Annotated in this window: 15 protein-coding genes and 1 pseudogene; 4 read left to right on the forward strand and 12 right to left on the reverse strand. The window is 29.4% G+C overall.

What is annotated here, in order from left to right:
- Window positions 1-297: 297 nt before the first annotated feature.
- The gene (locus CXM95_RS17395; protein WP_101699505.1) at window positions 298-1089 is read right to left on the reverse strand and encodes a Cof-type HAD-IIB family hydrolase; all 792 of its coding nucleotides are present in this window, start codon (window positions 1087-1089) and stop codon (window positions 298-300) included.
- Window positions 1090-1113: 24 nt separating this feature from the next.
- On the reverse strand, window positions 1114-1737 hold the full coding sequence (locus CXM95_RS19155) for a sugar O-acetyltransferase (RefSeq protein WP_324847127.1): 624 nt from the start codon (window positions 1735-1737) through the stop codon (window positions 1114-1116).
- Between the two features lie 175 nt (window positions 1738-1912).
- On the opposite strand from CXM95_RS19155, the gene CXM95_RS17405 reads away from it, so the two are divergent.
- From CXM95_RS17405 to CXM95_RS17415, 3 genes are all read left to right on the forward strand, one after another.
- Window positions 1913-2914: an ROK family protein gene (locus CXM95_RS17405; RefSeq protein ID WP_101699507.1), complete on the forward strand. Its 1002-nt coding sequence runs from the start codon at window positions 1913-1915 to the stop codon at window positions 2912-2914.
- A 96-nt stretch (window positions 2915-3010) separates the two neighbouring features.
- Window positions 3011-3343, forward strand: a complete 333-nt coding sequence (locus CXM95_RS17410; protein WP_101699508.1) for a hypothetical protein — start codon at window positions 3011-3013, stop codon at window positions 3341-3343.
- Window positions 3321-3611, forward strand: coding sequence for a hypothetical protein (locus tag CXM95_RS17415; protein ID WP_101699509.1), 291 nt, complete (start codon window positions 3321-3323; stop codon window positions 3609-3611). The genes CXM95_RS17410 and CXM95_RS17415 overlap by 23 nt, the downstream gene beginning before the upstream one ends.
- Before the next feature lie 587 nt (window positions 3612-4198).
- Here CXM95_RS17415 and CXM95_RS17420 read toward each other — a convergent pair.
- From CXM95_RS17420 to CXM95_RS17430, 3 genes are all read right to left on the reverse strand, one after another.
- A complete protein-coding gene (locus tag CXM95_RS17420; RefSeq protein ID WP_101699510.1) occupies window positions 4199-4846 on the reverse strand; it encodes a hypothetical protein in 648 nt (215 codons plus the stop codon).
- An 832-nt stretch (window positions 4847-5678) separates the two neighbouring features.
- A complete protein-coding gene (locus CXM95_RS17425; RefSeq protein WP_101699511.1) occupies window positions 5679-6059 on the reverse strand; it encodes a hypothetical protein in 381 nt (126 codons plus the stop codon).
- Window positions 6060-6087: 28 nt separating this feature from the next.
- A complete protein-coding gene (locus tag CXM95_RS17430; RefSeq protein ID WP_101699512.1) occupies window positions 6088-7200 on the reverse strand; it encodes an RHS repeat domain-containing protein in 1113 nt (370 codons plus the stop codon).
- A 148-nt stretch (window positions 7201-7348) separates the two neighbouring features.
- Between CXM95_RS17430 and CXM95_RS17435 the strand changes: the two are divergent.
- A pseudogene (locus CXM95_RS17435) lies at window positions 7349-7456 on the forward strand (IS6 family transposase); the annotation flags it as partial.
- Between the two features lie 56 nt (window positions 7457-7512).
- Here the strand turns inward: CXM95_RS17435 and CXM95_RS17440 are convergent.
- The 7 genes from CXM95_RS17440 to CXM95_RS17470 all read right to left on the reverse strand — a co-directional run bounded on the left by CXM95_RS17440 (window position 7513) and on the right by CXM95_RS17470 (window position 12791).
- Window positions 7513-8046, reverse strand: coding sequence for a hypothetical protein (locus tag CXM95_RS17440; protein WP_016612636.1), 534 nt, complete (start codon window positions 8044-8046; stop codon window positions 7513-7515).
- Between the two features lie 433 nt (window positions 8047-8479).
- Window positions 8480-8848, reverse strand: a complete 369-nt coding sequence (locus CXM95_RS17445) for a BlaI/MecI/CopY family transcriptional regulator (protein ID WP_016612637.1) — start codon at window positions 8846-8848, stop codon at window positions 8480-8482.
- Between the two features lie 484 nt (window positions 8849-9332).
- A complete protein-coding gene (locus CXM95_RS17450) occupies window positions 9333-9995 on the reverse strand; it encodes an ABC transporter ATP-binding protein (RefSeq protein ID WP_189372419.1) in 663 nt (220 codons plus the stop codon).
- Window positions 9996-10009: 14 nt separating this feature from the next.
- Window positions 10010-10783, reverse strand: coding sequence for a cytochrome b559 subunit alpha (locus tag CXM95_RS17455; protein WP_101699514.1), 774 nt, complete (start codon window positions 10781-10783; stop codon window positions 10010-10012).
- Between the two features lies 1 nt (window position 10784).
- Window positions 10785-11204, reverse strand: a complete 420-nt coding sequence (locus tag CXM95_RS19090; RefSeq protein WP_223273155.1) for a hypothetical protein — start codon at window positions 11202-11204, stop codon at window positions 10785-10787.
- A gap of 365 nt (window positions 11205-11569) precedes the next feature.
- Entirely contained in the window at window positions 11570-12334 is a 765-nt protein-coding gene (locus CXM95_RS17465; protein ID WP_101699516.1) for a hypothetical protein, read from the reverse strand.
- Between the two features lie 55 nt (window positions 12335-12389).
- Entirely contained in the window at window positions 12390-12791 is a 402-nt protein-coding gene (locus CXM95_RS17470; protein ID WP_005233107.1) for a hypothetical protein, read from the reverse strand.
- Window positions 12792-13192: the final 401 nt, after the last annotated feature.

A 13192-nucleotide genomic window follows, 5' to 3' on the forward strand; every position in this document is an offset into this window, starting at 1 on the left:
ATATCCTTATTAACAAAATTAATAAAGATGTTTAACTAAATAAACAAAAAAAACACGTTCTACAAATCAACGTTTACTTCACCACTATCTTCATATGTAGTTAGTCTAATTGTGTTCCTTACAGTCAATCAGTTAGACTCTATAGCAATACTTTGCTTTTCAAACTATTGATTCATTTCATAGTCAATAATTGATTAAATGATACAAGAATCACTCTCTAAATGATTCTTGTATCATTTTTATACATACTTGAATAGATAAATTTTATCAATTGCCTTTTTTCTCTGAGAGTATTAACTAAATAAGTTTTTCTATGGCTCTTAGTACACCGTTTTCGTTATTATTTTTTGTTATGAAATCTGCTCGACTTTTCACCTCGTCGAATGCATTTTCCATAGCAAAACTAATTCCAGCTTGAGCAAATAATTCTAAATCATTATACCCATCACCAAAAACGATTGTTTCTTCTTTTGATATATTTAATTTTTTTTGTAACTCCATCACTGTTGTTCCCTTATGAACATTGTAGTTAGAAATGTCTATCCATGCAGCTTCAGAAGCAACAATATATGCTTGATCTTTAAATGCTTCTAACTCTTTCACGCTTTCTAAACATCGTAATTTAGGATCAAAAATAGTAATCTTAACAAAATCCTCTGTTATTTCACTTAAATCAGATGTTTTTTTCACCACTGCATAGGATCCTCGCACCATCTGAGCTTCCTTGTCTGGTGTTGATTCTTTGATAAACGCTGCTGTTGGTGTACATGCAATTATAATATGATCTGAAGCGATTTCTTCAAGTTTTTTTATAATATTTCTACCGATATGATTTGGTAACAATGATTCATAGACATATTTTCCATTATGCTTGATTCGAGTAGCACTATCGCCTAAAATCCACACATTTTTTGACAATTCTGGTCCAAATAGCTCTTCTACTCGCTCACATTGTTTGCCTGTACATGCGGCAAAAACAACCTCTTTTTTCTGCATTTTCTTTGAGACATCAGTATAATACTCATGGTCAAAATCACCTTTGCTATTTAAAAAAGTACCATCTAGATCTGTAATTACTAATTTTATCATTCTACTTCCTCTTCTCTCTTATGCTTACGTATTTTGATTCGTTTCCTCAACTTGCTTTAACTCTGCAAGGTCTATTGGCTTGTTTTTTCTGTAGTATTGCAAATCTTCCTGACTAATGTTTCTAATTGCTTTACAAGGGTTTCCAACAGCCACGCTATTATCCGGAATATCTTTTACAACGACACTACCAGATCCGATCACAGTGTTTTCGCCGATAACAACTCCTGGATTAATCACTACACCTGCACCGATCCAGCAATTATCCTTAATAACGACTGGCTCAGTATACATAAATTTTCTGAAATCAGGATTAATAGGGTGTCCAACAGTTGCTATTGTTACATTTGCTCCAAACATAACACCGCTTCCAATTATAATCTTACCATCATCAATAAAATTACAATTATAATTAATATAACAATGATCGCCCAACTCGATATTGGTACCATAAGTGAAGTGAAATGGGTTCTCTATGTGGGCATTTGTTTCTTTTCCAAATATTTCAGTTTTCAATTGATCCTTTTTATTCTTGTCTTTTGGGAGTAAACTATTATACTTCAGCATTCTTTCTTTTGCATCTTGTCTTTCAATATCTAATCCTTGGCAATTATCTAAAAATAAATCTCCCGAATAGATTCTTTCCCGCATGTCCAAAGGATGAAAACCACCTTTCATTAATATTATTAATTAAGTATATTAATTATTATTTTACTTGTCAATTGGCTTTAATTTTTTTTAAGTATGGTTAATTAAATAGTTTTACATTCGTTTACATATATTTTATAGTTAGAAGTAATATAAGTATTTGAAAGGATTCTCATTCATGACCACATCTAGAAATATGATTCGAAAGAAAAATTTAGATATTCTAAAGAGGTACATTTATAAAGAAAAATCTGCACTAAAAGCAGATATGGCCGTACATACTGGATTGAGCGTTGTGACAATCAATTCATTAGTCCAAGAGCTAGTGAGTTCCTCTATTATTACTACTGGAAGTTCTTACCAGCAATCTCTTGGTCGACCTGCACTGAGTTATGATTTTAATTACGATCATTCTTTTTTTCTTTTGATGAGCATTCAAGAAAGAATTACCAATGGTAATCGAAACTTAATCATTGTTGGTCAAATTGTGAATTTAAATCAACAAATAAAGTATGAGAGAATTTTTGATTTCAGTAAATTGACAATAGATTTTTTTGTCTCAAAAATTTTCCATTTTTTAAATCTTGATTTCTCTATCTCTAAAATAGGTGTATCGCTACCTGGGAAAGTTTATAAGGATACTGTACTATCAAGCTGGAACGATGTATTCAATTATTGGACGTTTGGAGAAGAGATTTCCAAAATAACTAATATCCCTTTTTCAATTCAAAACGATGCGCATCTCTTGACGGTGGGATATACTGTTTTAAATCACTCAGCGGAAATCAAAACGGTAGTGGGAATTTATTATCCTGAAAACAGTATGCCTGGGATCACCATTTACTCCAACGGGGCTCTTTTTGAAGGTGGAAGGAATCTAGCTGGTGAAGCGAAACTATTGCCTAATCTCATCAATTGTACGCCCCCTATCAATAACGACGAAATGATCGTTAAGCTGATCGAAATATTGGAAATTTACAATGCTGTTATTTCACCAGATGCCTTTATACTTTCAACAAATTCTTTGAGTAAATCTGCATTATATAAAAGCGTTGATAATTCAGAGATTCTTTCAAAGCAATTGAACCATCCTGAAATACTTTTTGTCGAAGACTTTCAACATTCTCTAACCACGGGACTTTTCTGGTTAGTAACAAAAGATACTCCCTTCTACCTGTAGACAACTATTTTAAAAAATAGTTGTCTTTTTTTGTTTACAAATTTCATTTTAATTAATATACTTAATTAATAATATTAATTATATAGAGGTGCAATTATGATAAAAGTATTGTTTGTAGACAAGTCTCCGTTAGCCGGCAGCGTTGTAAAAATTATCGCAAGGAATATATTGATGTCGGACAGAAAAATTAACGTATCAGTAGTGGAATATAGAAAAATAAGTAAGTACAAATTTTCAGATGAAAAACTAGTCATTGTAGACCCGTTGATTCCTTTAGACTCTCCTGCTTTATTGCATTACATTCCTTCAAGAATTGAAAGAATCAGCTTTCATACAGGTCACTATGCTGGATTGAACTCAGATGGCGTAATGGATTTGATTGAAAATTTTAATGGAGATACTACTTATGCAAAAGGTACTTTTCGTTAAATTAGATGACGATACACAATCCAAAATCGTTGATAAAATAGTGCAGCAGCTGGGGAGGTCTTACATAAATGAAGGTGTTGGTTATTCTTTTGAATTAGTAACATTTTCACCTAAGGAATCAAAAATAGTTCTAAAAAATAAACTTGTTATTGGGGATGTTCAATTGAAATGCTTAGTCAAGAAGTGGGAGAAGTTTATTTCAGACGCATGTGTAGAAACCATCGATTACAGAGGTTATGGGCTAATTGATCCAGCGATCATTTTTTAGCAAGTATTAAGCATAAAGAAAAACTCTTGGTGCGTTTACGGCCAAAAAATTGCTAATTTCTTTATAGTTTTTATTTTGTTAAATTTCCAAAATCATTGTTTTTAATTATAGATTTTCTACTTCTTTTTTGATAATTACATCGTAAGATAGACCGAATACGTAGTAGACGATGAATTAAAAATTCGAGCTACCGGTGAACATTAAAAAAATCGTGTACTTCGAGTACAAGATTTAATACGATGCTATCTTCAAAAAAATTTGTATCACTACGATCTTAATACATTTCAGTATTTTATATTTGATTTTGCACAACATATCTGTCCGTCAAAAATAATCTATATATTTCAATTAAAAAAAAAAGCCAGTAGAGTATACTCTGTTGGCCTATCAGTAAATTAACAAGATATTTTATAAAAACAATGGAATACAAAATCCTTTATTGATTTTTTAAAAAAATTCACAAGAAATTTTCTGTTATTAGGAACCAGCTTCTCTGAAATATTCTAAAAAAATTTTTCTTTAAAATAGTGATCTACATAAAGTTAAACATTTAGACTTATTTCTAAGGTCGCTTCAATAATAATTTTTCATATTAATTTACTTTTAAATTTATAAGTAAATTTTCGGATTTTAGACAGATCTTTAAAGTTAGTTTTAAAACTTGGTGCATCGACTAATCGAAGCCCGTCATTAAAGTCCTTCTTGTACCTAAAAATTCCATAAGCGGCCATATCGACTAAATGAATCTGATTCCATGATTTAAAAGTAGCATCATGATATAAAATATTCTTTGTTTCAAGAGCGATAAACTCATTACACCAATCTTTTTTTTCAATAATATATTTCATAGCAGGTGTATTATTATTAATCATAATATTTTGGAAATCAATCAGATATTCTTCTTGTACATTAACATGCTCAATAATTGTCATGCCTGTTTTATGTGGTACTTTTTTAAGAAAACTCTCTGGTGTCAATTCCATCAATTCTGTACGAATTATATATTCTTTTAAATCAGAAGTCATACTTTTGATTGATTTTAAAACATCAACATTACTGTTATCTGATAATTCGCAAATAAAAAAATAAGCCCATCTCTTTGATTCTTCTCCCTCAAACTTAATTTGTGATTTATACATTCTTGAAAATTCATTCTCAAATGAAGAAAATAACTGCTTAAACTGCTTAATCCTCTTTTTATCCAGATTCTTAATAGTTATACTTAGATATTCCATTTTCGCTCTCCTAACAAAATTTTGAATGAGACAGAAATCGTCATCATACCATTAGTAAAAAGTACTTTCACTAATAAATTTATATTTGTAATAGTTTATTTATAAATTCAGGTGCTTAACTCGATACCACATAATATATAGAAGTTAAATCTATTACAAACCAAACATTTTTCTTAACTGCCTGTATATTTAACAATTATTATATTTTCTAAAACATCGCTTTATCTATTTATTTAAAATATACTATAATTATGGATAGCAATCAATTTTTTGTAGGCACACCTAATTTTATTAGATTAAAAATATTTAAAAGTATTTTAATCAGCGTATTGTAGTATGATACTCCGTTTTTTGAAAAAAATATATTACTGAACACAATTAAATGAGCTACTGAAGAAGCTAAGAAGTTAGCAATGAAAAAAGGATCAAAAACTTTTAAGTTTCTGACCTAATTAAAGATTGTTCAATTAATTGTAAAATAATTTTTCAAAATAAAAATAAGTACTTTACAATTCTATGGACATAAAAAAAGTAATTGATCTCAATTATTGTATATAAAGAGAGCGCTCAGAAATTAATCATTTTCTGAACTCTCTCTTTTGCCATCACCTTCATAACGGTAGTTCGCTATCTGTCCATTAACCTTCCTAGAGAAGTTTCGGTTGTTCTCATCGTAATTGTATGTGACAAATTGCCTATTCGTATCTGTTTCATACAGCACATCAATGTTATCGCCATCACACTAAAAATGTATGCGTCGTTTGAATACCTCAGATTAATGTGTAAACAAATCCTCCCGATCGACGGGTAGATTTATTTTATGATACAAATTTCAATCTTGAAATTTATATAGCAATTTTTTTGCTGCAATATCAAACAAATCTGTTTTAAAGTGAAATCTATATCCTCTATAATCAAGAGTTGCATCATATAAAATGTTATCTAATTTTGATGAAAAATGATATTTAAAATCTAATAACTCTTCAAACTTAAAGATTATTTTAGAATTATTAGATTGTGAGCTAATTATCATGATCAATTTTGAATCTTTAAAAAAAAAATCATCTATGCCACTTCCGAATACTATACTTCCTGCATCGTCTACTTTCATTCCAGAAACAAATTTTACTTTTTCGATAATAGCATCATGGAAGTTGTCATAATCTTCAACAATTAAGTTAATATCTTTTGTATCAGTTATATTAATCCACATAACTATACCATCTCCTTCATTATGATTATTATTTTCTAGTATGCTTTGGAATCTTTATACCTTTTTTATCTCTAATACCTTTTCTCCATATATGCTTATGTGGTACATGGGGATGTCGTTTAGCATTACCGTGGTTACTGTAATCGATATCAACACGTGGATTCCCCTTTTCATCATAAATTCTTTTCTGGTGTGTTCTACCATTTTCCACTTGAGTTTTTATTCTATTTCTTCCTCTGTACCCTCGCTGTCCTTTTGGTGGAACCTGCTTAGTAGTTCTTTTATTTTTGCTGTAAGGTCGTTTTTTCGCCAAATAATAACCTATGCCTGCTCCAGCTAACATAGTTACACCAGTAAAAATCACTTTTGCACTTATATAAATCCCTAGACCAGCTACAATCGCAAAATGCCCATTAAGGTCAACATACATCACTGGATTATTGTCTGCGTAAGTATATCCATTCATGGTCAATGGATCATCTTCGTCTCCTGGATCAGGATCAAGAGAGGTAAAAACTCCATGAGCCGGATGATAATACCGTGCCATTAAATAATACTGTTGGATTTCAGCATCGTACGTATATCCGGCATAACCATAAGGATTGCTTTTCGCTAGTTCCGTTTTTGCTTCACTGGTTAGAACGTTTCCCCAAGCATCGTAAGTGTAGCTGGCTACTTGCTGGCCGTTTTCGTCCGTCAATGCAACCACATCACCATGCCCATTGTAATGATAGTATACCGTGTTTTTCCCACTCTTCATAGCTAAGCGAATATTATCATCAGAGTAGATATAATGACGTAAAACTTGCCCATTCGTATCTGTTTCATACAGCACATCAATACTATCGCCATCATAATGGTAGTTCGTTATCTGTCCATTAATCTTCTTAGACAATCGTCGGTTGTCCTCGTCGTAAGTGTATGTGACAAATGGTTGGTTTTCTCCATTTTTCGTCACCCCTACCAAGCGATCCGCTTGATCCCGAGCGTAGTTATATTTTGCATCACTTAGACGATTCCCATTTGCATCATAGGTTAGTGCTTGACCATTGAAGCTAATCAACTGGTTTCCGGTATTAAAAGCTGCTTGATGAGTTGTGTTGTTGATAGTTACACTTCCGATTGCACAACCGATTTCCATTTAAAAACTGCTTCAGAAATATTCTGAACTTCCGCTGATTTTACAACTTCAGGCTCACTTGACACATTAAATAAGATTCCACCTATCAAAGCAAGTGAGATCATACAAAGAACAGCGAATGTAATGATTTTTTTCAAATCTATAGTCCAAAAGCATTGAAGTGGTTTCCGCTTTATACAAAGAAAGTCGAAGAGAAATTACCCTCTTCGACTTTTCTGCTTGGAATGAAATTGAAAGGTCATTCAAAACAGCATAATCCATTGGTTGAAAATTAGGCAAATCCGTTTATCTTTCAAGCTTTTCAACACAACCTCAAAAACCTTGATCAGAATAGATACTTGTTAATTTTTTTAATTTCTTTTTTGTTATATATAATCCCGAAACAAATCTCTGTTGAAGATCTAGATTATTGATATTTGATACCCAAATAAAATCATAGTTATTCTGAAAATCTTCTATACTATTTTTTAACTTTTCAGACTTTATACTTAAAAGGAATATATCTTCAAAGACTGTGTCCATATATAGGAATCTATCAAAATTTTCAGAGAATATCATAAAAGGATACATTGTATCATTTGTATAATTCCCCAAGAAATTTTTTAACAATTTTTTATCGAAAAAACACTTTTTACTATATTTAAAGAAGTAATCATCATAATAAACATAAATATTTTCTTCAGTTTTAAAAATCAATTTTAATATCTTATTTCTATCTGCAATTGAAATATTTGAATCACCAAAAAAATTATAAAATTTTTCTTGTTGGAAAAATTTTGAATACATATCTTTTTTTAGATTAAATAATTTATTAAGGTTTTCTCTTATATACTCATAATCTGTCATATTACCACATACGGACTCTAATGATGACGCTACCAACAATCCCTTTTCTAAAATAATTCTTCTTTCCCTGCACTATTCTCTCTCCCTAAACATTATCCTTCTAAATTGAGTGTTAAGCCAGAAGGTCAATTAAATATAATTTAATTGTATATAAATTGTCAATACATTTTTTAACAATATAAATACAAGACTTTCTACTACGAAAATTGATTATAATAGCATGCTTGAAGAAAGTTTAGTGCTAGTTTGAAAATAATAGCTAAAATTATACTGCAAACAAGCGGGATCTGTTGCTGAAGCAATTAAAGCCCTTGAAACGATAAATTATGTCTCCAGACTAAACGTTTGAAGAGTTCTTTAGGAAAAAAGGTCAAAAACTTTTAAGTTTCTGACCCTTTTTTATTCCCTGAATAGTCTACAAAATATGAAATTTTCAACTATTCTTATTTATGGCATTTTTTCTTTCAATTATAAGATTGGAAAAGTATTCGGTTTGCTTTTTGGTCTTTAAAGAGTTTACTGCATGATTAACTAATTTTTCTACAGCCACTTCCCCATACTCTTCTTTTATAAAATTTATAAAAGGAATACTAGGCCTGTAAGCCCGTGCTAATACGTTCTGAGAATATTTAATCTCTTCTACTTTTAAATACCCTTTATCTAACAAGCTTCTTATCACAGCAGCAGTCGTATTTTTGTTTAGTTCTGGAAGTCTTTTTAATATTTCGTGTTTAGTTAAAGCCTGATTGAATTCATAAAAATAGTAAAGAAGTTGATATTCAGATTTGCTTAATTCTAACATAATAGCCCCTTAACTTTTTTTCGATGATTCTCTATTTGTAAAATATAAAAACGACCACTAGCCAATACACATATTTGATAATATCTATTATAATCCATTGTACCTTGCCATTAGTTGCTTGGGCAGAAAAAATTTAAACATATGAAGTTAATAACACTACTGATGATAAAGATCACTATAGCCAAACAGTTAAGATTACAACGATTAAAAGTGTATTTAGAGCTAACATTTATAGCCACGCATACCACTTTTTCATTTAAAAAAACTTTATGCATAATACGATTACTGAAGCAAGCTATCATTAAATTAATGCTTCAAAAACATTGAATTTGGTAGAGATGAGTAGACTCTATCAAATAGATTGTCTGAAACAGTTGAAAAGAAATTATATTATTTTAAGTATTAAAATCATATCGTTTTCTACGAATATTTAAATAACTAAGAGGACGATATGCTATTTGAATGACTATTTAAAACAATAAGATTAATTTTCTATTTGAGTTTTAAATTCTATGTTCTCTAATTTATTATCCTTTATTCTATAAACTTTATCACAGAGTTTATTTATATCTTCTTTATTATGACTAGCTATTAATATAGTAGCTCCTTTAGTAGCTATTTTCTTAAATAAAGATCGCATTTTTTCAACACTTTCTTCATCTAAAGCATTCATAGGTTCATCCAATAAAATTACTTCTTGTTTTTCCATAATTGCTTGAGCAATCCCAAGTTTTTTCTTCATTCCTAAAGAGTAATGTTTAACTTTTTCATCTTTTCTATCGATTAGTCCTACTTCTGATAGTATTTCAAATATATCAGCATCTGATATCTCATTTTTAATACTAGAAAGTAATTTAAGATTTTCAAACCCTGTAATATCTTCTAAAAAAGATGGTTCCTCTATAAGTACCCCTAATTTATCAGGTAGTGCATTATTTCTCGTTATATTAATACCATTCACAGATATATTTCCTTTATCTGGAATAATAAATCCAGAAATAAGTTTAAATAATACACTTTTTCCAGATCCATTTTCACCAACGATACCAATTATCTCGTTAGCTTGACACTGGAAATATAAATCTTCGAAAATGATATGCTTTTTAAATTTCATACTCACATTGTCTAATTGTATTACACTTTCTATAGTTTTCACTAATATCACTCCACTCCTAATTTCTTCAGATTAAACAAATTTAGATATCCTATGATTAAATTTTGTATACTAAACCATAAAAGATTTGGCACTAATGATTCTTTTTCCAATAAGAATAAATTAGTTCTATAAACAGTTAAAATTCCTGTGTTAAGAAATAAAAAATGATTTTTCCCAAAAATGAAAAATGAATATATATAAATTATCAGTAGAAAAACAATTGTTCCAAACGCTAATGTCTCTTTTCTTAACTTAGCTTTAACCAGAATAAAAATGTTTATAAGACTAAAACTAGTAAGCATATTTAATAGACAAAATAGCATTGTTTCTTTTGAAATTAATAAGAAAAAAATCTCGGATAGGCTGCTATTGAAAAGCGTAAAAGCAGATAAATATACCACAAGAATAATAACTGCTATCCCCCAATATAGTATGGATAGAATTAAAGAAAAGAAAATAGAATTATAATACAAATTACATCGACTCTTAAGTCTGATAATGGCTAGATACAAATAGGCATTGTTACTAAAACTAGACGCTGCCGAAAATCCATAAACATAGGTTAGATGTAATACTAAAAATCTTATAATTGTTAAAAAAGAAAAATCTTGGTAGGAAATACCGTTAACGATTGACTTATAAATTAAATCTGGTTGATCACCGACATCGATTAATGTAGAAATATAAATAATTAAAATTAATATAATGCTTGATGAGATAAATTTTTTGCTATTTAATTGTGCAAAATAGATTTTTTGAAACCGTAAAATGCTATGCATCCTAATCTCCTAGTTTAGTATTTTTGTATAGTATATATAGAGATGAATAGTTAGCTACTAAAAGGGATAGCCAATACAAAAAACTTATAGAAATTGAAATAAACTGGCCATTTGCTCTTTCAAAATAAATCAAATAATGATTAATAGGCATCATAATTTTAATTAAGTTATTTGTAGGTGATTTAAAAAAGTATGCTTGCAGCCCAATCATACCAAATATAATTAAAAAGCTAATTCCTTTCTTTTTTAGTAACACAAACAAAAAATTAAATAAATTCCCAATAGTTAATAAGTATAAAAAGAAAAATAGAAAGGCAAGCCCTGTTTGAAATACGGGAGAATAATTAGTATTTGGTATAGCTTGAAACGTATTTTTAAAAAAATTAACTAATTCTTGACTCCAACTATTATTAAATCTCAACTCATAGATTCCTAATATTGAACTTATGAAAAAAATCCCAGCCATATAATAAAAAGTAACTTTCAAAACTAAATTGATATCTGAAATAAATAGAAATTTTCTATTCGGTATCCTACTAAGATAAAGATAATTATTGAGGTTAAATGAAAACTGCGAATTTATTGTGATTAGATAAAGCAGTGGAAAAGCAAAAATTGTGGAATAAAGATTTTGAAAGTTATAAAGTAGCCACATGAAAAAATTTCTAGTTGGTGTTTCCAAAAAAAATTGATAGTAAGAAAAACAAATTACTATGAATAATAAACATACAAATAATATAATATGACGATTATTTTTAGATAATCTTATAGCTTCTGTTCTTCGAATCATATGTTTAAATTTCCTTTTGCGATTTTTTTATAGCCCACAAAGAAAGTCGATATAAATAGGAATGCTAACTGCAAAGATACTAAATAGCCATTTGTGGCTGTATTTGAAGTTAAATCAAATGTTGTAACTGGTTCATATTTATCAAATCCCATAAAAGGGAAAATAAAAGATGGTAAAAAATATACGATTAAAGGAAAAAACACACATATATATCGATTTTTAAAGTAGAAAGAAGAAACTAAACCAATATTGGCATATATAAATCCAAAAATACTACTATTTACTATAATGACAACAGCATATAACAATTGATTTTTTGAAAAAATGCTAGAAAATGCCCCTCCTATTACCCCTACATATGCATTAGAATAGTCAGGAAATATTAATAAATTTATTATTAGTAACAATGTCAATGGGAAGAATAAAGATAGAAAACCAGATAAACCCACACTAATAAATTTTTTAAAGAAATAATCTTCTTTCGATTCTCTAACAAATATTGCTGTAGTCATATTATTCTGAAAATCATTTATAAAAGAATCGGCCATTGGTAAAGCCGCTAACAACGGAGCCAATAAAGGGAGTATTGAGGAAGTGCTTAAGCTAAATCCAGAAAAGAAAATAGTTAAACCTTTCTCCATTTCGATAAGCAATATATTACCAACTATTCCTATTACAATACTCAAAATTGATAAAACTATTGAAAAAACAAATAATTTTGATTTTAGTACTAACTTCAATTCGTAGTGTATATATTTCATTATTAAATCCCCTTTAGCAAAAAATCTGGCGCTATCATATATTTTAATTTATAAATTATTTTTCGTCTGGACTCCAACTTCCTTGAGCAGCAACTTTAACGGTAGTTGTTACAGGAGTTGCAATTCCAAGTGAAGTGTTGCTACCGTTATAAGAAGAACCGCCACCAGAGTAACTAAGTGTAATTCGGTCCCCAGACCCCATATTGTAAGATGGGGTTATATTTGAACTATCCTTTTTTAAACGAATAGAGGTATTGATTCTTTTATTACCACCTATTGCAGAGTTATTATGAACACCTTTCCCTGCAGACTCTTTCTTCAATGAACCAGTAACGATTGCGCCTTGTCTAGGAATCGTTACATCATAGGTTGAAATACTTCTTGCGAAAGAAGGAATTACAAAACCAAAGAATGATGCGATTATACCAATTGTCAAAACTAGTCTAATTTTTTTCAAAATAATATTCTCCTTTTATTGACAGCGCCATAATTAACCTTATCATTTATATAAACCTATATCAATATTTTTTTAATTTTTTAAAGTCTTTTGACAAATAAATTATAGCTTAAAAATAAAATTAGAAATATTAAATTATTGATTTTCCTTAAAATTATTCCAGTAAAGTTTCAATTTAATCCCACCGATTTATTGCCGAGCTGATACCATGCTTCACCACCACTAGACCATATATCTAGTGGTTAAATATTGTATCTCTCACCTTATTTCTTTAAATCATAGAAGTATTAATTGGTAAACAAAATATAGATCTAAGCAATAATTCATTGCTCATCTCTAAATAATCTGCCATCAAATCACATTTTACTATTGATATCTCATTGGACAAAATTAACCAACGA

The sequence above is a fragment of the Enterococcus sp. CR-Ec1 genome, from assembly GCF_002850555.1.
GTDB lineage: Bacteria > Bacillota > Bacilli > Lactobacillales > Enterococcaceae > Enterococcus_D > Enterococcus_D entomosocium.